Annotated in this window: 28 protein-coding genes and 2 tRNA genes; 22 read left to right on the top strand and 8 right to left on the bottom strand. The window is 53.4% G+C overall.

Annotated features, from left to right (window positions below; translation table 11 throughout):
• Positions 1-38 precede the first annotated feature (38 nt).
• The 5 genes from ccoP to NFC81_RS11295 form a co-directional block, all read right to left on the bottom strand.
• Entirely contained in the window at positions 39-929 is an 891-nt protein-coding gene (gene ccoP, locus NFC81_RS11315) for a cytochrome-c oxidase, cbb3-type subunit III (RefSeq protein ID WP_304994590.1), read from the bottom strand.
• A complete protein-coding gene (locus NFC81_RS11310; RefSeq protein WP_370529861.1) occupies positions 922-1,140 on the bottom strand; it encodes a cbb3-type cytochrome oxidase subunit 3 in 219 nt (72 codons plus the stop codon). The genes ccoP and NFC81_RS11310 overlap by 8 nt, the downstream gene beginning before the upstream one ends.
• A gap of 15 nt (positions 1,141-1,155) precedes the next feature.
• Positions 1,156-1,782: a cytochrome-c oxidase, cbb3-type subunit II gene (gene ccoO / locus NFC81_RS11305; protein ID WP_304994589.1), complete on the bottom strand. Its 627-nt coding sequence runs from the start codon at positions 1,780-1,782 to the stop codon at positions 1,156-1,158.
• A gap of 19 nt (positions 1,783-1,801) precedes the next feature.
• A complete protein-coding gene (ccoN, locus tag NFC81_RS11300; protein WP_304994588.1) occupies positions 1,802-3,253 on the bottom strand; it encodes a cytochrome-c oxidase, cbb3-type subunit I in 1,452 nt (483 codons plus the stop codon).
• 254 nt (positions 3,254-3,507) lie between these two features.
• Positions 3,508-4,107: a lytic transglycosylase domain-containing protein gene (locus NFC81_RS11295; RefSeq protein ID WP_304994587.1), complete on the bottom strand. Its 600-nt coding sequence runs from the start codon at positions 4,105-4,107 to the stop codon at positions 3,508-3,510.
• 158 nt (positions 4,108-4,265) lie between these two features.
• Between NFC81_RS11295 and aspS the strand changes: the two genes are divergently transcribed.
• From aspS to tolR, 7 genes are all read left to right on the top strand, one after another.
• A complete protein-coding gene (gene aspS, locus NFC81_RS11290) occupies positions 4,266-6,035 on the top strand; it encodes an aspartate--tRNA ligase (RefSeq protein ID WP_304994586.1) in 1,770 nt (589 codons plus the stop codon).
• 15 nt (positions 6,036-6,050) lie between these two features.
• On the top strand, positions 6,051-6,791 hold the full coding sequence (locus tag NFC81_RS11285; protein ID WP_304994585.1) for a YebC/PmpR family DNA-binding transcriptional regulator: 741 nt from the start codon (positions 6,051-6,053) through the stop codon (positions 6,789-6,791).
• Between the two features lie 18 nt (positions 6,792-6,809).
• Positions 6,810-7,331 carry a crossover junction endodeoxyribonuclease RuvC gene (ruvC, locus tag NFC81_RS11280; protein ID WP_304994584.1) on the top strand — a complete coding sequence of 174 codons (522 nt, stop codon included), beginning with the start codon at positions 6,810-6,812 and terminating at the stop codon, positions 7,329-7,331.
• Between the two features lie 453 nt (positions 7,332-7,784).
• Positions 7,785-8,381 carry a Holliday junction branch migration protein RuvA gene (ruvA, locus tag NFC81_RS11275; RefSeq protein WP_304994583.1) on the top strand — a complete coding sequence of 199 codons (597 nt, stop codon included), beginning with the start codon at positions 7,785-7,787 and terminating at the stop codon, positions 8,379-8,381.
• Positions 8,382-8,394: 13 nt separating this feature from the next.
• Positions 8,395-9,408 (top strand): Holliday junction branch migration DNA helicase RuvB, encoded by a 1,014-nt coding sequence (gene ruvB, locus NFC81_RS11270; RefSeq protein WP_304994582.1) that lies wholly within the window; start codon positions 8,395-8,397, stop codon positions 9,406-9,408.
• A gap of 258 nt (positions 9,409-9,666) precedes the next feature.
• Positions 9,667-10,422, top strand: a complete 756-nt coding sequence (gene tolQ / locus NFC81_RS11265; protein WP_304996974.1) for a protein TolQ — start codon at positions 9,667-9,669, stop codon at positions 10,420-10,422.
• Complete coding sequence (tolR, locus tag NFC81_RS11260; RefSeq protein WP_304994581.1) at positions 10,419-10,838, top strand: protein TolR; 420 nt, start codon at positions 10,419-10,421, stop codon at positions 10,836-10,838. Before tolQ ends, tolR begins: the two co-directional genes overlap by 4 nt.
• 168 nt (positions 10,839-11,006) lie before the next feature.
• Here tolR and NFC81_RS11255 read toward each other — a convergent pair whose 3' ends face one another.
• The gene (locus NFC81_RS11255) at positions 11,007-11,210 is read right to left on the bottom strand and encodes a hypothetical protein (protein WP_304994580.1); all 204 of its coding nucleotides are present in this window, start codon (positions 11,208-11,210) and stop codon (positions 11,007-11,009) included.
• Positions 11,211-11,296: 86 nt separating this feature from the next.
• Between NFC81_RS11255 and NFC81_RS11250 the strand changes: the two genes are divergently transcribed.
• The 8 genes from NFC81_RS11250 to nadA all read left to right on the top strand — a co-directional run bounded on the left by NFC81_RS11250 (position 11,297) and on the right by nadA (position 16,575).
• On the top strand, positions 11,297-11,665 hold the full coding sequence (locus NFC81_RS11250) for an energy transducer TonB (RefSeq protein WP_304994579.1): 369 nt from the start codon (positions 11,297-11,299) through the stop codon (positions 11,663-11,665).
• Positions 11,666-11,668: 3 nt separating this feature from the next.
• Complete coding sequence (gene tolB / locus NFC81_RS11245) at positions 11,669-12,958, top strand: Tol-Pal system beta propeller repeat protein TolB (protein WP_304994578.1); 1,290 nt, start codon at positions 11,669-11,671, stop codon at positions 12,956-12,958.
• 76 nt (positions 12,959-13,034) lie between these two features.
• Entirely contained in the window at positions 13,035-13,571 is a 537-nt protein-coding gene (gene pal, locus NFC81_RS11240) for a peptidoglycan-associated lipoprotein Pal (RefSeq protein WP_304994577.1), read from the top strand.
• A 13-nt stretch (positions 13,572-13,584) separates the two neighbouring features.
• The gene (gene ybgF, locus NFC81_RS11235; protein ID WP_304994576.1) at positions 13,585-14,382 is read left to right on the top strand and encodes a tol-pal system protein YbgF; all 798 of its coding nucleotides are present in this window, start codon (positions 13,585-13,587) and stop codon (positions 14,380-14,382) included.
• Between the two features lie 11 nt (positions 14,383-14,393).
• Positions 14,394-15,068: a 7-cyano-7-deazaguanine synthase QueC gene (gene queC, locus NFC81_RS11230; protein WP_304994575.1), complete on the top strand. Its 675-nt coding sequence runs from the start codon at positions 14,394-14,396 to the stop codon at positions 15,066-15,068.
• A gap of 57 nt (positions 15,069-15,125) precedes the next feature.
• A tRNA-Lys gene (locus NFC81_RS11225) sits at positions 15,126-15,201 on the top strand.
• 119 nt (positions 15,202-15,320) lie between these two features.
• A tRNA-Lys gene (locus NFC81_RS11220) sits at positions 15,321-15,396 on the top strand.
• A gap of 201 nt (positions 15,397-15,597) precedes the next feature.
• The gene (nadA, locus tag NFC81_RS11215; RefSeq protein WP_304996973.1) at positions 15,598-16,575 is read left to right on the top strand and encodes a quinolinate synthase NadA; all 978 of its coding nucleotides are present in this window, start codon (positions 15,598-15,600) and stop codon (positions 16,573-16,575) included.
• 31 nt (positions 16,576-16,606) lie between these two features.
• Here the strand turns inward: nadA and NFC81_RS11210 are convergent, their stop codons facing one another.
• Complete coding sequence (locus tag NFC81_RS11210; protein WP_304994574.1) at positions 16,607-18,040, bottom strand: M48 family metalloprotease; 1,434 nt, start codon at positions 18,038-18,040, stop codon at positions 16,607-16,609.
• Here NFC81_RS11210 and NFC81_RS11205 point away from each other — a divergent pair.
• From NFC81_RS11205 to NFC81_RS11175, 7 genes are all read left to right on the top strand, one after another.
• A complete protein-coding gene (locus tag NFC81_RS11205) occupies positions 18,039-18,287 on the top strand; it encodes a sulfurtransferase TusA family protein (protein ID WP_304994573.1) in 249 nt (82 codons plus the stop codon). The genes NFC81_RS11210 and NFC81_RS11205 overlap by 2 nt on opposite strands.
• Complete coding sequence (locus tag NFC81_RS11200; RefSeq protein WP_304994572.1) at positions 18,280-19,353, top strand: AI-2E family transporter; 1,074 nt, start codon at positions 18,280-18,282, stop codon at positions 19,351-19,353. Before NFC81_RS11205 ends, NFC81_RS11200 begins: the two co-directional genes overlap by 8 nt.
• Positions 19,354-19,455: 102 nt before the next feature.
• Positions 19,456-20,331 carry a 4-hydroxy-tetrahydrodipicolinate synthase gene (gene dapA / locus NFC81_RS11195; protein ID WP_304994571.1) on the top strand — a complete coding sequence of 292 codons (876 nt, stop codon included), beginning with the start codon at positions 19,456-19,458 and terminating at the stop codon, positions 20,329-20,331.
• A complete protein-coding gene (locus NFC81_RS11190; protein WP_304994570.1) occupies positions 20,328-20,915 on the top strand; it encodes a hypothetical protein in 588 nt (195 codons plus the stop codon). Before dapA ends, NFC81_RS11190 begins: the two co-directional genes overlap by 4 nt.
• On the top strand, positions 20,912-21,682 hold the full coding sequence (locus NFC81_RS11185) for an MBL fold metallo-hydrolase (protein WP_304994569.1): 771 nt from the start codon (positions 20,912-20,914) through the stop codon (positions 21,680-21,682). The genes NFC81_RS11190 and NFC81_RS11185 overlap by 4 nt, the downstream gene beginning before the upstream one ends.
• A gap of 13 nt (positions 21,683-21,695) precedes the next feature.
• On the top strand, positions 21,696-22,409 hold the full coding sequence (gene purC, locus NFC81_RS11180) for a phosphoribosylaminoimidazolesuccinocarboxamide synthase (protein WP_304994568.1): 714 nt from the start codon (positions 21,696-21,698) through the stop codon (positions 22,407-22,409).
• A 32-nt stretch (positions 22,410-22,441) separates the two neighbouring features.
• Complete coding sequence (locus NFC81_RS11175) at positions 22,442-23,245, top strand: hypothetical protein (protein ID WP_304994567.1); 804 nt, start codon at positions 22,442-22,444, stop codon at positions 23,243-23,245.
• A 74-nt stretch (positions 23,246-23,319) separates the two neighbouring features.
• Here NFC81_RS11175 and NFC81_RS11170 read toward each other — a convergent pair whose 3' ends face one another.
• Complete coding sequence (locus NFC81_RS11170) at positions 23,320-24,792, bottom strand: hypothetical protein (RefSeq protein WP_304994566.1); 1,473 nt, start codon at positions 24,790-24,792, stop codon at positions 23,320-23,322.
• Positions 24,793-24,813: the final 21 nt, after the last annotated feature.

Genomic DNA, 24,813 nt, shown 5'->3' with positions numbered 1-24,813 from the left:
GCAATAAGGGCGGGCAGCACGCCCGCCCCCGTCAAAAGCTACTCACCACCCAGACTGTAAATATAGGCGGCGACCAAGTGCACTTGGTCGTTACCCAAGATAGCCTGCCAGCCCGGCATAACACCTTGGCGACCACTGCGTAGGGTCAGCTTGATGTCCTCTTCCAATGACAGATTGGGGTTGTCATAGAGCCAGATATTGTTGGTCAGGTTCGGTGCGCCCAGCGCTTGATTGCCTGACCCGTCACCACCGTGACAAGCAGCACAGCTATTGGCATAAATTGCCGCGCCGCGATTGGCAGCTGAGCTATTGTGCGGCTGTCCGGACAAGCCCATTACATACTGTGTAACCTGGTCTATTTCGTTCGATGACAAGACGTTACGGAAGCTCGGCATCATGGCTTGACGGCCGGCTAACAGCGTGGTCGTAATGGCCTCTGGAGTGCCCCCCCATTGCCAGTCACCGTTAGTCAGATCCGGGAAGCCATAAGCACCGGCCGCCGAAACGCCGTGGCACACCGAGCAATTGTTTTCATAAATGCGCTGCCCCATGCGCAGGGCTTGAGTATTGTCTTGCAAGTCGGTGATCGGGGTGCGAGCGAACTCGGAGAACACGGCACCGTAGCGCTGGGCGTGAGCGATCTGTTCATCGCGCAGTTGCTGCTCGGAAGTCCAGCCGCCGAGCCCTGTCCAGCCAGTGGGGTAATAGATGAGGTAACCCACACCAAAGATGATGGTGATGGCGAACAACTGCAACCACCACTTGGGCATGGGTTTGTTGTATTCCTCAATACCGTCAAACTCATGACCCATGGTTTCGTCAGGCTTCTGCGGCAACTTCATGGTGCTGGTGAAATAAATCAGCGCCGCGAGGCCTGCAATGAAGCCAAAGGTTATGATGATAATATAGGCAGACCAGAAGCTACTCATTGTCAGATTTCTCCTTGGGGCGCTCGGCACTGGCTGCGCGCTCTTTTTTATCGTTGTTCAGCACATCTTCGTCCTCGTCGGCGAAGGGCAGGTTGGCCGCCTCGTCAAAGCGCGCTTTTTGCTTGCTGCTGTATGCCCAAATGGCGACGCCAATAAAAGCAGCCATCGCGAAGACGGTCGCAAGGCCGCGCAAATCGTTAATGTCGATCATGTTCACGCCTCACTTTCAGTTATTTTGACCGGCGCTTGTTTTCCAAGTGCCCAGATTCTGGATGTAGGCGATCAGCGCATCGACTTCGCGTACGCCGCGCACTTCGTCAGCCGCATTAGCGATTTGTTCATCGGTGTAGGGCACACCCAGGCGTCGCAGTGCGATCATTTTCTGTGCCGTATGACGACCATCCAGCTCGCGGTCAAACAGCCATTCATAGGACGGCATGTTAGATTCTGGTACCACGTCGCGCGGGTTGTAGAAGTGCGCACGGTGCCATTCGTCACTGTAGCGGCCGCCAACCATCGCTAAGTCTGGCCCGGTGCGCTTAGAGCCCCAGAGGAAGGGGTGGTCATACACAAAATCTTCAGTAGTGGAGAAGTGCTGGCCACTTCCGTAACGTTCAACTTCCGCACGCAACGGGCGAATCATCTGGGTGTGACACACGTGACAGCCTTCACGGATGTAGATGTCTCGCCCTTCGAGCTGCAAGGCAGTAAAGGGCTCCAAGCCCTCCGCAGGCTGACGATCGCGGTCTGAGGCTATCAGGGGAACGATTTCGACCAAGCCGCCAAAGCTGATGGCGATAACCACCAGGACGACCATCAAGCCAAGATTCTTTTCAATCTTTTCGTGTTGCATGTGTTAACTCCCGATGCTCTCAGTTAGCCGCAGACAGTGCAGGTTTCACGTCATCCTGCGCCGGAGCGTCGCTCTTCGCGGCTTGAATGGTCTTGTATACGTTCCACGCCATCAGGAACATACCGGCGAGGAAGATAGCTCCTCCGATCACGCGGATCAGGTAGCCTGGGTAGCTGCGCTCAACGGATTGTACAAAGCTGTACATCAACGTGCCGTCTTGGTGCACCGCACGCCACATCAAGCCTTGCATGATGCCGTTGACCCACATGGCGACCACATAAAGCACGGTGCCGATGGTGGACAGCCAGAAGTGCACATTGATCCAAGCGACGCTGTACATTTCAGTACGGCCGTACAGGCGAGGAATCATGTGATAGAGCGATCCGATGGAGATCATGGCGACCCAGCCTAAGGCGCCGGAATGAACGTGGCCGATAGTCCAGTCGGTGTTGTGTGACAGCGCATTGACCGTCTTGATGGACATCATCGGGCCTTCGAAGGTTGCCATACCGTAGAACGACAAGGACACCACTAAGAAGCGCAAAATAGGGTCGGTACGCAACTTATGCCACGCGCCACTGAGCGTCATCATGCCGTTGATCATACCGCCCCAAGACGGCGCTAACAGAATGAGGGACATGGCCATGCCCAAGTTCTGCGCCCAATCCGGCAAGGCAGAATAGTGCAGGTGGTGGCCACCGGCCCACATGTACACACTGATCAAGGCCCAGAAATGCACAATGGAAAGACGGTAAGAGTAGATAGGGCGTTCGGCTTGCTTGGGTACGAAGTAGTACATCATGCCTAAGAAGCCCGCGGTCAAGAAGAAACCGACGGCGTTGTGACCGTACCACCACTGGATCATGGCGTCAGTCGTGCCGGCGTAGGCCGAGTAAGACTTCCACATAGATACCGGCATGGCCGCGCTGTTAACAACGTGCAGCACCGCAACGGTGATGATGAAGGCCAAGTAGAACCATAGGCCGACGTAAATGTGTGGCATCTTACGACGACGAATGGTTTCTACAAAGACCACTAAATAGGATACCCAGACGAGCGCTATTAGTATATCTATTGGCCATTCCAGTTCGGCGTATTCCTTGGCTGAGGTAATACCCAGCGGCAGGGTAATGACCGCTGCAACTATGATAGCTTGCCAACCCCAGAAGGTGAATTTGACCAAAGGCTCAAAGGCGAGTCGCACCTGACAGACACGCTGTACCACATAGTAAGAAGTGGCAAACAAGGCAGAACCGCCGAAGGCGAAGATCACCGCGTTGGTATGCAGGGGACGCAAACGCCCAAAATGGAAAATGCCAAGGTTTAAATCAGGCCACATCATCTGCGCCGCAAGTATGACGCCAACAGCCATGCCAACAATGCCCCACAGGACAGTAGCAATGGAGAATTGGCGAACCACCTGATAATTATACGTAGGGTGCTCAAACTGAGCGGGGGTTGCAATGCTCATCGTAGGTTCCAGAATCGTTCCTGAGTTTATTATGGCGGTGCGGCACAACTGAGCGACCCAATCACACAGTCCTGTCCATTGTTACCTCACCTTTGCTCCTGAGTATGCCATTCAGGTGCTGGAAGTATGGTAAGTGGTAGGGGGTGTTGCAAATGACTTGGATCAAGTAATGCTATAAAACGTATTCTAAAACAAAGAAGGTGCGTGGCGGGTGCGACAAATTGACGCACTGCCCTCGAAAGAGAAAGCGTTGACTACTGGCGCTCGAGCAGCCAGCGGCTTTGCCACGCATTGAATACACGCTCCGGGTACCAGGTTTGGCCGTAGCTGCCGTTATAACGAGCCAAGGCGGGCGTAAGGTTGCCGCGCTCGCGCTCTAGGTAATGGGCCAAAATGGTGGTGCCGTAACGTAGATTAGTTTCCATGTCGAACAGGTTGTCGTCCGGTCGACCGATTTCATTGGTCCAGAACGGCATCACTTGCATATAGCCGCGGGCACCGGCCCAAGACAAAGCGAAGCGATCAAAATTACTTTCGACTTGAATCAGCGCCAAGACCAACTCAGGGTTAAGTCCGGCGCGGGTAGATTCGCGATGAACCAAGCGCAGAAATTCAAGACGCTCCTCCTCGTCGGGCATACGGCGTTCTAAGCGGCCAGACATATCAACCAGCCAGACTTGGGCGTCAAAGCGATCGGTAAAGCCAGACTCCGCCGCGACAGCATGGCTCAACGACGCCACCAGGCTTTGGTCTATATCTTGATTCGCAGACGCACTTGCGGCCACGAAGCTGATCATGCAGAGTACGAGCCATTGGCTCAGGTGAGTCCAACGTAGACCCATTTGTCGAGACATTGGTAGCATTCCGTAAGATTTTTTATTCTGATTTGCGTCTACCGCTTAATATAGCGGCAAAACTCGTTATAATCGCCGTTCTTTAAATTTCTCTCAGGTTGCGCCACGGATGTTAGCGGCCTGCTTCATAATACAAGCGAGTACTCTTGGATAATACTATGCGAACTCATTACTGCGGGGAACTCAGAAGTTCCAATAACGAAGAAACCGTCACACTATGCGGCTGGGTACACCGTCGGCGTGACCACGGTGGCGTCATCTTTCTGGATTTGCGTGATCGCGAAGGTCTGGTGCAGGTGGTGTTTGACCCCGATGACGAAGTGAACTTCAATACCGCAGACAGAGTGCGCAGCGAATACGTTGTGAAGGTAACGGGGCGAGTGCGTGCCCGCCCTGACGGTACCGTGAATAAAGACCTGCCGACCGGTGAAATCGAAGTGCTGGGCAAGCAGATTGAGGTGTTGAACGCCGCCGAAACGCCGCCATTCCCGCTAGACAGCCATTCCGGTGTGGGTGAAGACGTCCGACTGAAATACCGTTATATGGATTTGCGTCGCCCGGAAATGCAAAGCAAGCTTATTTTGCGCAGCCGCATTTCTACCGCCTTGCGTCGCTACTTGGATGACCAAGGCTTTTTGGAAATTGAAACGCCAATCTTGACCCGTGCAACCCCAGAAGGTGCGCGTGACTATTTGGTGCCGAGCCGCACGCACGACGGTAAATTCTTCGCCTTACCACAGTCGCCCCAGCTGTTTAAGCAGTTGTTGATGGTGGCGGGCTTTGATCGTTATTACCAAATCGCTAAGTGCTTCCGCGATGAAGACTTGCGCGCTGATCGTCAGCCCGAGTTCACCCAGATCGACATGGAAGCGTCCTTTGTTGATGAAAAAGACGTTATGGGTGTGGCCGAAGGCATGGTGCGCCACATTTTCAAAAGCAGCCTGGGTGTCGAGTTCGGTGACATTCCGCACATGCCATTCTCTGAAGCCATGGAGCGTTACGGCAGCGACAAGCCAGACTTGCGTATTCCATTGGAAATCGTCACCGTCAGTGATCTGATGGCCGAAGTTGAGTTTAAAGTGTTTTCTGGCCCAGCGACCGACCCTAAAGGTCGCGTAGCGGCCTTGCGCGTGCCTAACGGCGGCGAGTTGACGCGTAAGCAGATTGACGACTACACCAAGTACGTTGGTATTTTCGGTGCTAAAGGCTTGGCCTACATCAAGGTCAATGACAAGTCTGACCTGGAAGAAGGTCTGCAGTCACCCATCGTTAAATTCTTGCCTGTCCCCGTACGTCAAGCATTGCTGGAGCGTTTGGGCGCTGAAAACGGCGACCTGATTTTCTTCGGTGCTGACAAAGCCCGTATCGTAAATGATGCCTTGGGTGCGCTGCGCGTTAAACTGGGCGAAGACCTAAACCTCTATACCGCCGAGTGGGCACCATTGTGGGTAGTCGACTTCCCAATGTTTGAGCAGGATGACGACGGTCGCTTACACGCCTTGCACCACCCGTTCACAGCGCCTTCGTGCTCGCCGGAAGAGCTGCGTGCAGCGCCTGAAACGGCACTGAGTCGGGCCTATGATCTCGTACTCAACGGCACGGAGCTGGGTGGCGGTTCTATTCGTATTCACGACCAGTCGATGCAGGCCGCGGTTTTTGATCTGCTGGATATCTCGCCAGAAGAGCAGCGTGAAAAGTTTGGCTTCTTGTTAGACGCCCTGCAATACGGCGCGCCTCCGCACGGTGGCTTGGCTTTTGGCTTTGACCGTTTGATCATGCTGATGACCGGTGCTGAAAGCATTCGCGACGTCATTGCGTTCCCGAAAACGCAGTCGGCCGCCTGTGTGCTGACGCAAGCGCCGGGTGAAGTCAGCAACGAGCAATTGCGCGAGCTGAATATTCGCGTACGTAAGTCGGTAACAGAATAACGGGAGCTGAGGTAAATGGCAGGCCATTCCAAATGGGCTAACATCAAGCACCGCAAAGCGGCGCAGGATGCCAAGCGCGGCAAGATATTCACCAAGATCATTCGTGAGCTGGTGGTGGCTGCGAAAGCGGGCGGGCCAAACCCGGAAGACAACCCAACGTTGCGGTCAGTGGTGGATAAAGCCCTGACCAACAACATGAAGCGCGACACCATAGACAAGGCCATTGCGCGCGGTGCCGGTACGCAAGACGGCGACAACTACGAAGAGCTGACCTACGAAGGTTATGCGCCGGGTGGTATCGCTGTGTTGGTGAAGTGTCTGTCCGACAACCGCAACCGTACCGTCAGTGAAGTGCGCCACGCGTTTTCCAAAAGCGGTGGCAACCTCGGCACCGACGGTTCAGTGGCTTACTTGTTCAATCAAGTCGGTCAGTTGTTCGTCGAGTCGGGTGACGAAGACGCGGTGCTGGAAGTGGCTTTAGAAGCCGGTGCCGACGATGTCATCGTCGGCGACGACGGTTCTTTCGAAGTACGCACCACCATCGGCACCTTTTTGGATGTGAAAACGGCGTTGGTCAATGCCGGTTTTACGCCCGAAGGGGAGGTGTCTTACGTGCCTGACCTGTACGTTGATGTCGATCCAGAACTCGCCGACAAAGTGTATCGTTTGATCGACATGCTGGAAGAGTCGGATGACGTGCAAGGCGTGCACACTAACGCCTCATTTCCGGACACCGCTATCATGGAAGCAGAATAGCATGCAGGCCGCCGGGCGATGAGCATCATCCTAGGCATCGACCCGGGTTCTCGTCGCACGGGTTTTGGCGTAATCGATACCTCGGGGCGCAAACCCCGATACATCACCAGTGGCTGCATTAATTTGACCAAACTGGTGGACATCCCTTCGCGCTTGGATTCCATTTTTTCGCATGTGCAGGAAATCTGCGCGCAAGTCAGTCCAACCGAATTTGCCATAGAACAGGTGTTTTTGGGGCGCAATGTAGACTCGGCCTTAAAGCTAGGCCATGCGCGCGGTGCGGCCATTGTGGCGGCTATGCAGGCGGGCTTGCCGGTGCATGAGTATGCGGCTCGGCAGGTGAAGCAGTCCGTCGTGGGGAAGGGCAGTGCGACCAAGGAGCAGGTACAGCACATGGTTAAGGTGCTGTTGGATTTGCCCGGCATGCCACAAGAAGATGCGGCCGATGCCTTAGCCATCGCGCTTTGCCATGCGCATTTCAGTGCCTCCATGGGGCGTATTGCCGGTGCCGTGGGGAGTCGGCGGGGGCGGACCGTCTAACTACAGATTCATGTGCGCCGGTTTGGTAGAGGGTCTTATAGGGGGTTCTTGGGGACGCCGTGAACCCGGTCCCTGGGGGCTCGTTGCGGCCTTCCTTGGCCGCAAACGCCCCTACGAACCCCCTATAAGACCCTCTACCAAACCTAGTTCCCGCGATTGATCGATACTGTGTCGACTTGGAAATTTTTTGCCTAGTTCGTATGGTGAAGGGGTGCTAGAAGCTATCTGCTATTTCTGGGCGTTTGCGCACAGGACGTGCGCAACGAGCCCCCATGGACAAATTCGTCAGGAACGAATTTGCATGACCGGAGGGAGCCCGAAGGGTCAGGCGCATGGATGCGCCTGATAATCGGTTTACGGCGTCCCCAAAGGGGCCCCTCAACCCTCTTTCATAGGCGCAGTGCGGTACTATCCTGTGCGGAAGTGAATTTACAGCTTTTATTAGGGGCAAGAATGATCGGACATATACGTGGTGAGTTAGTGGTGAAGCAGCCGCCGGAAGTGGTGGTGGATGTGCAGGGCGTCGGGTACGAAATCCTCGTGCCGATGACCACTTATTATGTGCTGCCCGGACTGGGTGAACAGGTTCGATTGTGGACACACCTCAGTATTCGCGAAGACGCTCATGTGCTGTTTGGCTTTGCGCAGGAAAGTGAACGCACCTTGTTTCGCACGCTGATCAAAGTGAACGGCATCGGCCCTAAACTCGCCCTGGCCATATTGTCCGCTATTGAGCCGGATGACTTTGCCCGCTTTATTGAAATGGATGACATCAACCAGTTGATGAAGATTCCCGGTGTTGGCAAGAAAATGGCTGAGCGACTGGCACTGGAACTGAAAGGCAAAGTGCATGGTGGCAACGCCGATGGTCCATTATTCAGTGCGGCATCGCCCGCTGTCGCGGCGGTTGACCCTGTTGAAGACGCCGAAAGCGCGCTGGTTTCATTGGGCTATAAGCCCGCCGTGGCCGCCAAAATGATTAAACAGGTGCAGGCGCCTGGGTTGGCCAGCGACGAACTGATCCGTCTGGCCTTGAAGTCGGCACTGTGAGACTATTTCGCGCATGATAGAAACAGACCGCTTTATCGCCCCCGAGCCTAAAACACCCAAAGAAGAGCAGCTCGATCGTGCTATTCGCCCGACGCGTCTAACCGACTACGTGGGGCAGCCGGTGGTGCGTGAACAGCTAGAGATTTTCATCGCGGCGGCATTGAAGCGCGAAGAAGCACTGGATCACATGCTGGTATTTGGCCCGCCGGGCTTGGGTAAAACCACGCTGGCGAACATTGTTGCCAATGAAATGAACGCGCAGATCAAAACCACCTCTGGCCCTGTGCTGGAAAAAGCCGGTGACCTGGCGGCTATGCTGACCAATCTTGAAGCCGGCGATGTGCTTTTTATTGACGAAATACACCGCTTAAGCCCGCATATCGAAGAAATTCTTTATCCTGCCATGGAGGATTATCAACTCGATATCATGATTGGCGAAGGGCCGGCGGCGCGCTCAATTAAGCTTGAGCTGCCGCCTTTTACTTTGGTCGGTGCAACCACGCGCGCCGGTTTGCTCACTTCGCCATTGCGCGACCGTTTTGGCATTGTGCAGCGTTTGGAGTTTTACAGCATCGCTGACCTGACGCACATCGTGCACCGGTCTTCGCGGTTGATGCAGATGGACATGACTGACGAAGGGGCGTTGGAAATTGCTACACGATCGCGCGGTACGCCGCGTATTGCTAATCGTCTGCTGCGCCGTGTACGGGATTATGCGGAAGTAAAAGCCGATGGCGTGGTGACCTATGACGTAGCACATGCTGCTTTGACCATGCTGGATATTGACCCGGCCGGGTTCGATTTATTGGATCGGCGGATGCTGACGGCCATGATCGAGCGATTCGATGGTGGGCCGGTCGGGATCGACAGTCTGGCAGCAACGCTGAGTGAAGAGCGCGATACGCTGGAAGACGTAGTAGAGCCCTATCTTATTCAAAAAGGCTACATCGTGCGTACGGCACGGGGGCGGCTCGTGACCGATTTGGCCTACCAACATTTTGGTCTGTTGCGTAATAGTTCGACTTAGAATCGGCCAGAGGGCTGGCCTCCTACAGCCACGACACAACCCGTAGGAGCGCAGCCCTCTGCGCGAATGATCGAAGCTCACCTTTGTAGGAGCGCAGCCCTCTGCGCGAGTGATCGGGCCTGTGTATAAGTTTTGAATGGGCTTCTCAAATTCTTCTATAACCGCTGGTTAGCCTATTTCTTTTTCGGTACATTGTCGGCAGCGGGTCTCCGTCTGCCTGTTTGATTTAATAAGGAGTAATGCAGCGTGCACAATGATATGTCGTATTGGTCACTGATCGCGAGCGCGAGTCTGTTGGTACAGCTCGTTATGTTAACGCTGTTGTTGCTCTCAGTGTTCTCCTGGTTCTTTATTTTTGAGCGTGTGCAATTCCTGTCGCGCGCTTCACGCAGCAACGAGAATTTCGAAGAGCGTTTCTGGTCAGGTATGGACCTGACACAGCTGTTTCGACAGGTGAACGCGAATCCTGATCCGGACAGCGGCTCGGAAGCGATCTTTCGTGCCGGTTTTAAAGAGTTTACACGCGCACGGCAGCAGTCTGATATGGATCCGGAAGCCACCATGACGGCCATTCAACGTGCTATGCGGGTGGCTACCAATAAAGAAGAAGACAAGCTCGATAATCATTTGTCTTTTTTGGCCACTGTAGGTTCTATATCACCGTACATCGGTTTGTTTGGTACCGTATGGGGCATCATGAATTCCTTTCGCGAGCTGGGTAACGCTGCGCAAGCGACCTTGGCTACGGTCGCGCCGGGCATTGCTGAGGCTTTGATTGCAACGGCCATGGGCTTGTTCGCGGCCATACCGGCAGTGGTTGCCTACAATAAGTTTTCGAACCGCGCGGAAAACCTGATTGGTTTGTATGAAACCTTCTCCGAAGAATTTTCCAGTATTCTGCACCGTCAGGTGCATGCGTTGTCGCGTAAAACATCGTCACAATCGCCGAAAGCACGTACAGAGTCATCGACTGAGAGTGCACCCAAACCACTGGGTGATGCGGGGTTAGCATGAAAAAGAGCGGTAAGCGCAAGCCTGTCGCTGAGATCAATGTCGTTCCCTATATCGACGTGATGTTGGTGCTGTTGATCATTTTTATGGTGACAGCGCCCATGTTGACGCAGGGTGTGGATGTTAACCTGCCACGCGCATCGACCGAGCCTTTGCCGGTGGATGACAACCGCGAGAACCTCATTGTTTCAGTCAATGCCCAGCAGCAGTACTTTCTGGAGTTGGGTGAAGCCTCACCCCAGGCTATTGAGTTAGGTGAAGTGCGGAATTTTGTTGCGGAAGTCATTCGTCGTAACCCAAACACCGCTGTATTAGTGCGTGGTGATCAAGCGGTACCATATGGAAAAGTGGTTGAACTCATGGTGATGCTGCAATCTGCCGGAGTGGGCAGTGTAGGATTGGTCACGGAACCTATTTGATCATGCGTGATGCCGATCAACTCTTTCCCTTTATCTACGCGGTTTTGCTGCACGTGTTTATCATCGCCGTTTTGGCGATCGGTATGCCGACGTTCAGTCAGCCGAGGGAAGTGAATTTGCCGACGGTTATACAAGCAGAGCTGGTTACGTTAAGCATCAGTCAGCCTGCTACTGCACCCACACCAGCGCCTCCGGCGCCAGCACCGCGCCCTCCAGTAGAGACAGCGCGCGTGGCACCGCCGCCGCCCGCCCCGGAGCCAGCGCCAGCGCCGCCACCTCCACCACCCCCGCCTGCTCCGGAGCCACCACCACCTGCTCCTGCGCCGCCTCCGCCGCCACCAGCGCCCGCTCCAACGCCGGAGCCAGCGCCAAGACCCGCTCCGCCGCCGGAGCCGGCCCCCGCGCCTGCGCCGCCCACACCGCCGGCGCCAAGGGACTTCACGGATGAGGAGTTGGCCATGTTTGAAAGCACCATGTTGAGTACGCTCGAAGCGGACCAGCAGCGTGCCGAGGCGGCCGCCCAGCAAGCAGAGAGAGAGCAGCAAGCCATTGCTACCTATGAACAATTGATTGGTGATACGGTGCGCCGTTTGTGGAATTTACCACCCAATATCGACAACTCGATGCGTCCGACCGTACAAATTCAATTACTGCCAACCGGCGAGCTGGTGGCAGCAACCATTGTGCGAAGCAGCGGCAACGCATCGCTGGATCGTTCCGTTATCCAAGCGATTGAGCGGGCAGGGCGTTTTCGTGTGCCGGATGATATTCGAGTATTTGAACGTTCATTTCGTCGTTTTAATATGACATTTGTACCAGAGGTCTAAATTATGCGCAGGTTACTGTTTGTTCTGTTGAGTTTGGCGTTGGTACAGCCCGCTATGGCTCAGTTAACGATTACCGTTACCAAGGGGTATGACGACAAGACCAATATCGCTGTCGTTCCGTTTCTGTGGGATGGTGACGGTGCCGCGCCGTCGGAGATGACGGATATCGTGATCGCCAATTTGGAGCGCACCGGGCAGTTTGAGGCGCTGGATCAGGCTGCCATGCGCAGCTGGCCTAGTCGCCGCGAGAGTATTGCGTTTGCAGAGTGGAGACTACTCGATCAGGATTTCTTGGTCATTGGTCGCTTGCGCCCAGTCGCTGAAGGTCGGGTCGAGGTGACCTATGAGCTCTATGATCCGTATCGCGAGCAGCGCCTTACAGCAGGCACTCTGCAAGGCACTTTGGCGCAGTGGCGTCAGCTCGCACATCGCGTTAGTGATGCGATTTACGAAGAAATTACCGGTGTGAGAGGCGTTTTTTCTACCAAAATAGCCTATGTTGTCGCCCAAGAGTCGGATGCAGGTATGCAGTACCGATTGCAGATCGCTGACGCAGACGGTTGGAACGAACAGATTTGGTACCGTTCATCGCAGCCCATCATGTCACCTGCTTGGTCGCCGGATGGAAAGCATATTGCGTTTGTGGATTTTCAACCCGATGGCAGTTCGTCGGTTAAAATGCTTGACCTGACGACGCGTAATATACGTACATTAGCAGAGCGGCGTGGGAGCATTAACAGTGCGCCGGCTTTTTCACCCGACGGACGGCGGTTGGCTTTAACGTCGAGTCGTGCGGGAAGTCCAAATATTTATGTATTGGACTTGCAGTCGAATAGGCTGCAGCAGGTAACGACGCATTGGGCCATCGATACAGAGCCCGATTGGTTGGACGATAATACGTTGATATTCACGTCTGACCGCAGTGGTCGGCCACAAATATATCGCACAGATTTGCGCACACAGGCAGTAGAGCGTTTGACTTTTGAAGGCCGCTATAATGCTCGTGGGCGAGTAGGATCAAATGGTGAGCGTATCACCATGGTATACAGCGACGGTGGCGGGTATCATATCGCTACGATGGAACTGGATACCCGATTGGTACAGGTTCTGACAGGAAATGGATCGGACGAGTCTCCAAGTCTCGCCCCAAATGGAAGTATGGTAATATATGCCACAAAACGCGGGAATAACTCAGAGCTTGCGTGGGTGTCAATTGATGGTAAGGTAGAGAGTGCAATGCCAAGTCGGTTCGGTGATGTGCGTGAACCAGCTTGGTCACCCTATACCTACTAGTAGTAATGAATTTTCTGAGCCGTGCTCTTATGCCGGCAACGAAATAAGTACAACCTTAACAATATGGGATTGAACAATGTCTAAGATTAAACTGCTGCAAGTTCTGTTGGTTTCAGGGATTCTAGGCGTAGTGGGCTGTAGCTCCGCGCAAGTTGACGATGCCGCCGGTGCGAGTACAACAACGACTGATACCACTACCACAGATACCACTCCTTCTGCTGGTTCTGAGGTTATGGTTATCGAGCCACCCGTTGAAACTGAAACAATGACCGCAATGGGTGCGCCAGATATTTCTGTTGTATTCTTCGCCTTCGATAGTTTCACTGTAGACGCTACAAGCCGTAGCGTGTTGGATGCTCACGCTGACTACTTGCGTAACAACCCAAACTTGGTTGTTGTATTAGAAGGCCACACCGATGAGCGCGGCAGTGCCGAGTACAACTTGGCCTTGGGTGAAAACCGTGCCAAAGCGGTACAAGACTACCTGCGTCTGCGCGGTGTTGACGGCGCACAAATGTACGTTACTTCTTTCGGTGAAATGAAGCCTGCTGCACGTGGTTCTAATGAAAGTGCTTGGGCACTGAATCGCCGTGTAGAGATTCAATACCAGTAAGTAAAAGGTTCTAATGAAGCGCTATTTTATAAGTGCTGTAGGAGGAGTTGCCGTTGTCGGCAGCTCCTTTCTTTTTGCAGCCCCCCCTATTGAACAGGGGCGTCCTACCCTGATAAATCAGTCTGGCCGCAGCATCATGGCCGACGAATTAATTACTGAAGAGTTGCTACGGCAGCGCCTGTCCGGCCTTCAGGGCCAGTTTGCTACGCAAGATAATTTGACTCAGTTGCTTGATCGCATTGCACGCATGGAGCGTGAGATGCAATTGATGAACGGACAGATTGAAGAGTTAACCTATCGTCTGCAAATAGCAGAGCGAGACAACAGAGATCGTTATATCGATCTTGACCAACGTTTAACCAATATTCAAGCTTCGGGGCCGGCAGCATTGTCTGGCAGAGCCACTGAGGTCCGCCCGGCACAGAGTGCCACTGACGCTGAGCAAAACGCCTACAATGCTGCCCGGGACTTAATCAGTTCGCGTGAGTACGAGCGAGCGATAGAGTCATTGCGCGCTTTTGTGGAGCGCTATCCAGAGAGCTCACTGGTTGATAATGCCTACTTCTGGCTCGGTGAGGTTTATACTCTGTTGCGCGAATTTGATAGCGCTCGTAATGTTTATCAAAAAGTGTTGACTGATTTTCCTGCGTCAGAGCGCCGTGTTGATTCGACGTTCAAGCTCGGATTCCTAGAAGAGCGGGTAGGAGATGTGTCCAAAGCAGTAGATTACTACGAGAAAGTGATTGAAATGGCACCTGGTACACAGCTTGCCAACCTTGCACGTCAACGACTCACTACCTTACAAGAATAAGTCATCAAAACATGAGCCTTGCTATCGTTTTATTGTCAGGCGGTCTCGATTCCGCCACTGTGGCTGCACTGGCGGTGCAGCGTTATGATCGTGTTCACGCTTTGAGCTTTCGTTACGGTCAGCGTCATTCGTCTGAGTTGCGTGCCGCAGAGCGCGTGGCAAAAGCCTTAAATTTGGCTGAGCACAGGGTTGTTGATATCGATCTGGGCCAACTGGGTGGTTCGTCGCTTACGGATACGTCGCTGGCAGTGCCCGAAACCGAGCAAGACGGTATCCCGAACACCTATGTTCCAGCCCGTAACACGGTTTTTTTATCCTATGCCTTAGCCTACGCTGAGGTGTGTGGTGCAGACAGCATTCATTTGGGTATCAATGCGGTGGATTATTCGGGCTATCCAGATTGCCGACCTGAATTCGTAGATGCTTTTCAGAATCTGGTCAATGTTGCTACTAAGGCAACGGTTACCGGGCATCCGATTCGGATAGAGGCGCCGTTATTGCATATGACAAAGAGCGAAATTATACAGGCGGGTACCGGAGCAGGCGTAGATTATGGCCTTACCGTGTCTTGCTACCAAGCGGATGATCAAGGTGTTGCGTGTGGTGTGTGTGACAGCTGTCGCTTGCGTCGCCAAGGGTTTGAAGTGGCTGGTCTGGCTGATCCAACCCCCTACAGAAAAAATTAATTAAATTAGGGACTTGCGCTCAACTGAAAAATCCCTATCATATGCCGCCTTGCTTGAGGGTCGTTAGCTCAGTTGGTAGAGCAGTTGGCTTTTAACCAATTGGTCGCAGGTTCGAATCCTGCACGACCCACCACCTTAACTGCAAAGCGTCTGTTAGTGGTGTTTCTCAAGTAAATAAAGAAGTCGAGTTAGTCTAAGTACTTAATAAGCTTGACTTTTTTGCTGCCAAACAGCACAATGCGCACCGCGTAAGGGTCGTTAGCTCAGTTGGTAGAGCAGTTGGCTTTTAACCAATTGGTCGCAGGTTCGAATCCTGCACGACCCACCATTTCCCTGAGTCAATTCATATTGGCTATCCACAAAAATCACAGTCTTATCGGTGAAGTTATAGCCATATGAGTTGTGCTACAATCGATGTCTGTCCTAGTCCCAAGTTAAGAACCACTTTATGAGTGCATCCTTCACGGTTGGCCCCAAGATTTCGTCTATTCCTGTCGTTTGCGTGCCTGAGCACGTTACGCAATCCGTTATGTCGCATGGTGAAAAAACCGAGCGGATGACTGAGTTGACGGAAATGCTCAAGGCGCGCAACGCCGTATTGGTGGCGCACTACTATACAGACCCGTTGATGCAGGAGCTGGCAGAAGTCAGTGGTGGTTTTATTGGCGACTCGCTGGAAATGGCGCGCTTTGGTGCCAACACGGACGCCCAGACCATTGTGGTTGCTGGTGTTCGCTTTATGGGTGAAACCGCCAAAATTCTCAGTCCTGAAAAGCGCGTTATCATGCCCACCTTGGCGGCAGAATGTTCGCTGGACTTGGGTTGCCCGCCAGAAGAATTCGCGGTGTTTCGCGCGCAGCACCCTGAGCGTACGGTGGTGGTGTATGCGAACACCTCTGCTGCAGTTAAAGCGCAGGCGGACTGGGTGGTGACGTCAAGCATCGCAGTGGATGTGATCAATCATCTTGCCACGCGTGGCGAAAAAATCTTATGGGCGCCAGACCAGCACCTGGGCCGCTATGTAGCAACCAAAACCGGTGCTGATATGTTGCTTTGGAATGGCTCCTGTGTGGTGCATGAAGAATTCAAGGCACAAGGGCTGCAAAAACTGAAAGCGGTGTATCCCGAAGCGGCGGTGCTAGTACACCCCGAAAGTCCAGAAGCTGTGTTGGCCTTGGCTGATGTCATAGGGTCGACAACTCAACTGTTGAAGGCCACGCAAAATCTGCCCAATCAGCAGTTTATTGTGGCGACCGATCGCGGCATTTTCTACAAAATGCAGCAAGCCAGTCCGCAGAAAAGCTTCATCGAGGCACCGACAGGCGGTTCCGGCGCGACCTGCCGCAGTTGCGCACATTGCCCCTGGATGGCAATGAATCAACTAGACAACTTGCGCTCCAGTCTGCTAGCAGACGATCAAGAAGTACATGTCGATGAAGGTATGCGGATGAAGGCTTTAGTGCCTTTGCAGCGTATGCTGGATTTTTCTGCCGGATTGAAGCTGTAGGCCGTCAGTTCTCCGGTCGAATAGGCCTCCCTTAACCCGGCAATAACGCCTCCCAGCGTCGCAGTATCGGCTGCCATGCGCTGCGCTCCGAAGCGATCTCTGTTAGTTCAATCGCGCGCTGCAACTGCCGCACGGCCATTGCCACCTCGCCTTTTATCCAACTGCTTTGTGCCTCTGCTCGAAAGGCTAGAGCACGACGATCGGCTAAATTAAATTCTTGGCTCAATACAGCCCAAGCCGCCAAGTCGTTAGGTGGCGCCGAGTGGTATAGGCTGCGTATCCAGCGTTCCCGATCAGCTGGATGGTCGTACAGTTCAGACGACAATACACTCAGCGCAACCAGCCAGCTGTCTGTGAGTAATCGACTTTGCTCCATCAGTCGCTGACGCAGTAATTGATCAACATCGGCTGCTGCATGGCGACGTAGCCACTCATTGGCTCGATAGATTAAGTAGGGGTTGGCGGGGTGGTTGGCGAGCATGTCGAGCCAGAACCTTTGTTGGTCTTGGCGCTCTAGCTCCGTACGTGTTTTATATTGAGTGCAAGCGTTGGTGGTGGAACGAACCGTAAGGCTAAAATCGGTCTGTACCCAGCACAGCGGGATGCTTAGGTCGGCTTGCGGTGCGGGCGCATTGATCTCGGCGATACGATTACGCAAGTCGGCCAAGCGACTGACCACGTCCGGATGGGTGCCTGGGTAGGTTGAGTTGACTGTGCCGACCTGCGAGCGCTGGTAGCGTGCCATCGACTCGTAGGCGTCAATAATGCCTTGCAACGGAAGGCCGCTGGAACGCATCGCATTCACCGCTGCACGGTCAGCCTCTTCTTCCATGCTGCGGGAAAATGCCAATTGTTGTTGCATGGCTAAGCCTTGAGCGCCATAAAACACTCCTGCGGCGAGGCTGGCGTCGACCTGTGCAGCTAGTGGTATCAATAGAAAACTGGCGATGACCATACCCATGGCATCGCGCCGTGCCCCCGCCAGTCTGGCATGATGTCCCAATGCCAAGTGGCCCAGTTCGTGTGCTATAATCGCCTGCAATTCAGCCGTTTCCGTCATCTGGTCCATCATGCCGGTATGAACCCCAATCAATCCTCCGGGCAAGGCAAAGGCGTTGAAGTTTCGATTGTTGACCCCAAAAATCATCAGCTCCGACGGACGTTGTTCGGTGGCAAAAAAAGGTAACAATGGGGCGGTAGATTGTTGCAAGTAGTAGGTGAGGGCCGGGTCCTGGGTGGCGATGCTTTCTCTGTTAAGAAAACGTAAGTATCGCAAGCCGGATATTGCTTCCTCGGTCTGGGTGCGTATATCTTTCTGCCCTAACGAGGGAAGGTCGCTGACAAAGGTGTCTGCGCGTAAAGTTCCCGCCAAGAGTACTGTGGTTAGGCAAGCGATCAGGACCTTGCGATGAGAACGGCTCACCAAGGGTAATTCAGGGCGCGACAGCAAGGTGAGTAACTTCATGACCACAAATATAACCGAGACCACCATAGATGCTAGTCAGTTGGCATGTCCTTTACCATTGCTTAAGGTGAAGCAATGGCTGGCCAAAGCAGCAGTAGGTGGGCGGTTACGCATCATCACCACTGACCCAGGCTCGAAGCGGGACATTCCGCGGTTTTTGGCCTCTACGTCGCATACCTTGATTGCACAGGAGGAGGCTCCTTCTGTGTGCATCTTTATAATCCAAGCCGGAGCATCCAATGCTTAAAGTGTTCGAACGCATGTACAACCGCTATTTTCACGACGAAGAAGCGGTCATTTTGGCGTTAGTTTTGATCGCATCGACGTTGGTTGTATGGCTCTTTGGTAGTGTTTTGGCGCCCGTGTTTGCGGCCTTAATCGTTGCTTATGTGCTGGCGCCGATCATGGACCGCCTGGTGCGTCTAAAGGTGCCTTATGTGGTCGCTGCCTCAATACTGTCGCTGCTGTTTTTGGGTGTCTTGCTTCTGGTGGTACTGATTTTGGTGCCTTTCTTATGGGGTCAGGTGATGACCCTGACCGGAGAGTTGCCGAAGATGCTCAACCAAATGCAGTTGGTACTGGCCGAGTTACCAGCGCGCTTTCCGGAAATATTCGATGACGAAGAAACACTGCAATGGGTGCGTCAGCTTAATTTGGGGGCCTTAGGCAATCAGGCAGCAAACTACTTGCCTCGGCTGGTGGGGCTTTCGTTATCAACCATACCGAACCTGATTACCTTGCTGGTCTATCTAATCATTGTGCCGCTGATGGTCTTCTTCATGCTGAAGGACCGCAAAACTCTGTGGGAGTCATGGTTGACCTTGCTGCCGACACGACGTCGCTTGTTGACGGACATCGGCGCAGAAATGAACCAGCAGATTGCCAACTACATTCGTGGCAAGGTGATTGAGATTCTCATTGTGGGCTCCGTCAGCTTTGTCGCTTTTGAATTGCTCGGCTTGAACTATTCGGCTCTGTTAGCCTTGATGGTTGGCTTGTCGGTGTTGATACCTTACATCGGTGCGACCGTGGCTACCGTGCCGGTAGCGCTGATTGCGTTGTTTCAGTTTGGTGTAGGGCCGCACTTCTATACCGTCGTGGTGGTCTATCTGGTCATTCAAATGCTGGATGGTAATGTGCTGGTGCCATTGTTGTTTTCTGAAGCCGTCAACTTGCACCCCATTTTTATCATCATTGCGGTGCTGTTCTTTGGTGGTGTGTGGGGCTTCTGGGGCGTATTCTTTGCCATTCCGTTGGCCACATTGGTCAAGGCGGTTTACAACGCGTGGCCCAAGCACCCCGACGCGGTATAAAAATATGGCATTGTGATGGTCTGACGGTTGAGATAGCGGGCTCAGAACATTACCATTGCGCCCTACACACGAGTATTGCACGCCAAATGGCGGGAGTTTTGAATGATTACTGGGAGTATGGTCGCTCTAGTGACCCCAATGAGTGAAGATGGCAGCATTCACTGGGAGAGTCTTGAGCAATTGCTCGATTTTCACATCGAGAATAAAACGCAGGGGATTGTGTCGATGGGCACAACCGGTGAATCGACTACTCTCAGTATGGCCGAACACAAATCTGTGGTTAAGTTTACCGTTGAGTACTGTGCCGGTCGTATTCCGGTGGTGGCCGGTACCGGTGCAAACAACACGGTAGAGGCCATCGAACTGACGCGTGCTGCTGCGGAGGTGGGTGCGGATATGTGCTTGTCGGTCGTGCCGTACTACAACAAGCCCAGCCAGGAAGGCTTATATCGCCACTTCAAAGCCATCGCCGAGGCGGTCGACATTCCTGTGATTTTGTACAATGTACCCAGTCGTACGGTTACTGACATGAGCAATGAAACCATTGCACGTCTGTCTCGAATCCCCAACATCATCGGCGTCAAAGAAGCCACCGGTGACGTATCGCGTGTGAAAGCCATCAAGAAGCTCGCCGGGCAAGACTTTGCGCTGTACTCGGGTGACGACGCTACCAGCAAGGATTTCTTGTTGGAGGGTGGCGACGGTTTGATCTCCGTGACCGCCAATGTATCGCCCTTGGCGATGCAAAATATGTGTGAAGCGGCCATGGGCGGCAATCTGGAGCTTGCAGAACGCTTGGATAACCTGTTGCAGCCGTTGCACAAGAATTTGTTCTTAGAAAGCAATCCAGTGCCTGTTAAATGGGCGCTGAACATCATGGGGTTGATTCCACCAGGCATTCGTTTGCCTCTGGTGCCGTTCGATAAGCAGTACCACGACACCTTGAAGCAAGCGATGATGGAGTCCGGCATACTGTGAGTAACCACACGCGTTCGATCGTTCGTATCAGCGGTTTGTTAAGCATAGTTTTATTGGCAGCCTGCAGCAGTCAGCCTCTGGTGACTGCGCAGGAAGGCCAACTGGAACGAACGACAAGCTTTCCTGAACTCCCGGCAGATTCCGGGCGTTATTTCATCGCTGATCCTTTACCCAGTGGCAGTGTAGTGGAAACGTCCGCACCGCGTCGTCAACTCGTGGTGTTGGATGCAGCCAACACGCGCACCATTGATACGTTGCGCTTTTTCACTGACGCCAATGGCTTGCCCTTAATCGAAATGCCCATAGAGCCAGTAGCTGCGTCGGATCAGTTGCGTGTCGCCATCGACGCTCTGGGCTGGCGCGTGCGTCAAGTTGAGTTGGACGAAAGTCGCATTTCCATCGACGGCTCCCCGTGGTTGCAGCGGCGTACCGATCAGTTGTTTCCGGCGCGGCCGCAGATCAATATCTATTTCTACTCTTTCTCCAACGGTACCCAGGTACACATGGAGCGTGAAGGCGACATGCCATTTCCTGTAGCAACGCAACGCGAGCTGTTGCAAGAGCTGTTTGCGCAGCTGCAATGATGCGATTCGCGTCGCTGGGCAGCGGTAGTAAAGGTAATGCGACGCTGATTACCGCAGCGGACACAGCAGTGTTGGTGGATTGCGGGTTCAGTGTGAAAGAAACCCTGTTGCGTATGGCGCGTTTGGATTTCGCCCCCGAACGCTTGACCGCTATTTTAGTAACGCATGAACACGGTGATCACGCCAAGGGTGTTATGGCCCTGAGTCGTCGCCTGAAAGTGCCTGTTTATATGTCAGCGGGCACCGCCATCGCGCTCGACTGTATAGCGGATGTCCAAGTGCGCGTCATCGATTTACACCAGTCTTTTGCTTTGGGTGATGTGCATGTGCATCCGGTGGCCGTGCCGCACGATGCCCGGGAAGCTTGCCAGTTTGTGCTCAGTTTCGGTGAGCAACGTTTAGGCATATTGACGGACTTAGGGCATGTAACACCGCACGTAGTCAGTGCTTATCAAGCCGTCGATGCGCTGATTCTGGAAGCTAATCATGATCCTGAAATGCTGGCCGTAGGCCCGTATCCGCCCTCACTAAAGCGTCGCGTAGGCGGGCCTCTAGGGCATTTGAGTAATGGGCAGAGCGCCGAGTTGTTGAGTCAAATCGATCTCCAGAGGCTTCAGCGAGTTGTGATCTCCCATATCAGTGAACAGAATAATGACTTGAGCTTGGCGGAGTCCGTGTTGGCGGCGGCCATACCGGGGCATGAAGCCAAATTACAGATTAACCTACAGGACACCGGTTTCGACTGGTGCCAGATTCAACCGCTCTGAGGGGCTAGCTACGATGAACAAGAACACACTGCTGTATGCCGGAAAAGCCAAGTCGGTGTATACCACAGATGATGATGCCCTGCTGGTATTGGAGTTTCGTGACGACACCTCTGCGTTTGATGGTAAGAAAAAAGAAGCGCTGGCGCGTAAGGGGCGGGTGAACAATCAGTTTAACGCCTTTATTATGGAAAAATTGGCTGATGCAGGGATACCGACGCACTTTGTAAAGCTGTTGTCACCGCATGAAGCACTGGTAAAGAACCTGAAAATGCTACCGGTTGAGTGTGTTGTGCGTAATCGTGCGGCAGGTAGTTTGGTGCGTCGCTTAGGCGTAGAGGAAGGGCTGGCGCTAAACCCGCCTGTGTTCGAGTTCTTCTTAAAAAACGATGCCTTGAGCGACCCGATGATTAACGACGCCCACATCATCAGCTTTGGTTGGGCGACGGAAGAGCAAATCGCCGGAATGAAAGCGCTGACGTTGGCAGTTAATGATGTATTGACTAAGCTGTTTGATGATGGCGAAATGATTTTGGTGGACTATAAGCTCGAATTTGGCGTCATTGACGGGCAACTGGTACTGGGTGACGAGTTCTCGCCAGACGGTTGTCGGCTGTGGGATAAGAAAACATTGGAAAAGCTGGATAAAGATCGCTTCCGGCAGGACCTCGGAAACGTGATCGAGGCTTACGAAGAAGTGGGTCGTCGTATCGGTGTAACCTTTAATTGATTAGGCAGCCCAGACGGGTGAGGACGAACATCATGAAAAAATTACTTTTGGCTGCTGCAGTGGCGGCCTCTGTACCATCGGCACAGGCATTACCTTTTTTCGATTTCGACTTTGGTGCAGGCGGTGCGTTCAATACACTGAATGACGGCAGTATTGGTGATGATGTAACGCTGACTACCAATCCGGACAAAATAGAATTAGATCTGCAAGCCAAAATGGGTTTCTACTTACAGGGTCGAGTGGGTATGCCGGTGCTACCCGATCTCAAAGTGCGGTATGAGACCCTGCGGATGGAAAGTGGTGACGCCAATGGTAACTTTGATTTCTTTGGCACAACCTTCAACGTCGAAGGTGAGGCGATTTTAGACATGACGCACCTGGATACCGCGTTGGTATTTGGGCCTAAATTTATACCCTTTGTCGACTATCTTGATGTTGGGGTCAATTTGCGATGGTTGTTGGGTGGTTTCGAAGCTGAGGACTCAGGCGGTAATGAGCGTGTAGAACAAGCCTTCGAATTTGAAGGTATTCCGTTTGTAGTGCCGATGCTGCATTTTGCGGCTGCAACCACCATTCCCGTGGCCGATGTGCAGTTGTCAGGTGCGCTCAGTACTTTCCCCGTCACTGGTTTGAATATGACCGATTGGAACCTCAAGGCACGTTACTACGCACCACTGCCGATCAACATGCTGGCGAAGGTCGGTGTCGAGGCAGGCTACCGTAAGTGGACCATTGACATCGACGGCACTAAAGCTGAACTGATTCCATTGCCGGAAGAAGCGCAGCTGCAGTTTGATGCGTCAGGCTTCTTCTTGGGCGCTGTAGTTACCTTCTAGGTTGTGCAGTTCTTTAGAGCAATAAAAAAAGGCCGCAATTGCGGCCTTTTTGTTATTCCGTTGTAGCTCTCTGATCAAGGTGCCGAGTTGCTCCAAATACCCCCGCCGTTTTGGCACACCTCCTCATTTCTAGCTCTCTGTACTGCTAGGCTTTCGTTTAACTCCGACTGCGGATGGCGATAATAGTACAGTCGAGTTTCCTGAACAAAGTAGCTGCACCAGCCAATCAACGGGTAGTCAAATTGTGCGGTTCTGCTGCACAGTCCCTCAGGGTAGTACACCACATCGTTAAAGTTCATGGCGTAGGGCTGATGGACGGGGGAGCCGTCCAAGAGTTCTGCGCAATTATTGATGGGTGATGAATTGAATTCTAAGGTGCGTCGCCAACTACCGGTTTGCCCCCAGGTGGCAAAGCGCGGATCGTCTACAGGGCCGTCCACGGTAATCGTCTCGCCCGCCTGTACTGTGCCATCAATAGAACTGGCTAGCGTCTGCACGCGGTAGCGCCCCGCGCCTGTTAAGGTGGTCTGGTAGGTAGGTGTTGTCCAGAAGGCAATGGGCTGCCCCAGCGGGTTGACCAGCATACTTTGCAACACCAGTCCTTCAGGTTCGCCTTGCGGAAATACCACTTGAATGGTGGTATTCAATGGGGAAGGGCCATTGACCGGGTTCGCATCAACAATCATAGCAAATACCGGCGCATCGTCCGGTTCTGGTGTGCAAGGTGAGGTGGCCGTTAAGTCGGGGTCGCGCTCGTAACCAGGCAGGCCGAGGTAAGACACATCGATGGTGAGCTCCTGGTTTGCGTTGCGGTCACATACGCTCAAAAGCATCACGTCTTCCAGTGGCGAGTCCGGGTCCGTCGGGTCAACGGGCAGCTCGTCTTCAAATACTCGAAAACGCAATGCGGCGAGCATTTGCGCCATCGGGTCCCCCGTAACCAAGGGCGTCGTAAAGGGCTGTATTGTGCCATTGGTTGCGTTGTTGTCGGCAGTCCACCAATCATCTAGAAAGGTGCGCAAGTTGGTTAGGTAGAGGCTTATCTGGCTGTGCTGATAGTTGGCATTCAGCACCTGAGCGCAGGCTAAGTCGTAATAGCAGGTATCAGCTGTTAATCCGCTGAATTGATTCCATAAATAAGCCCGAGTCAGAGTGTCGGTGACCGGCGTAATGTTTACCCGTGTTGCGGGGTCATTGGGCAACGCGCTGTACAGCGAGTACATGGGGGATTCAGCGTTAGGGGTGGGGAAGGTTGATACCATGCCTGCTCTATTGAACACACCTAACAGACGAAAGCCGCCAGTATCGTCCGTGACGGTACTGAGTAGCAGGTCGAGATCTCCGTCAATGACGTCCTGCACATAGATTGGCGCCCACGGCAATGCACTTTCGTACATGGCGCGCCCAAGTACGGATTGATCGCCTAGCGGCCTTAGTAGGCGCGGATCAACCTCATCGTTAACTCCGCCATTGGTAGCATCGTCGTCGCCACAGGCCGTTAGCAGGCTCAGAAAAAGAACTAATATGAGTGTCAGTTGTCGTTTCATGGCTTCATCAGTGTAAAAAAT

The sequence above is a fragment of the Salinispirillum sp. LH 10-3-1 genome (genome assembly GCF_030643825.1).
GTDB lineage: Bacteria > Pseudomonadota > Gammaproteobacteria > Pseudomonadales > Natronospirillaceae > Salinispirillum.
This window is presented reverse-complemented; position numbering and strand designations above follow the sequence as displayed.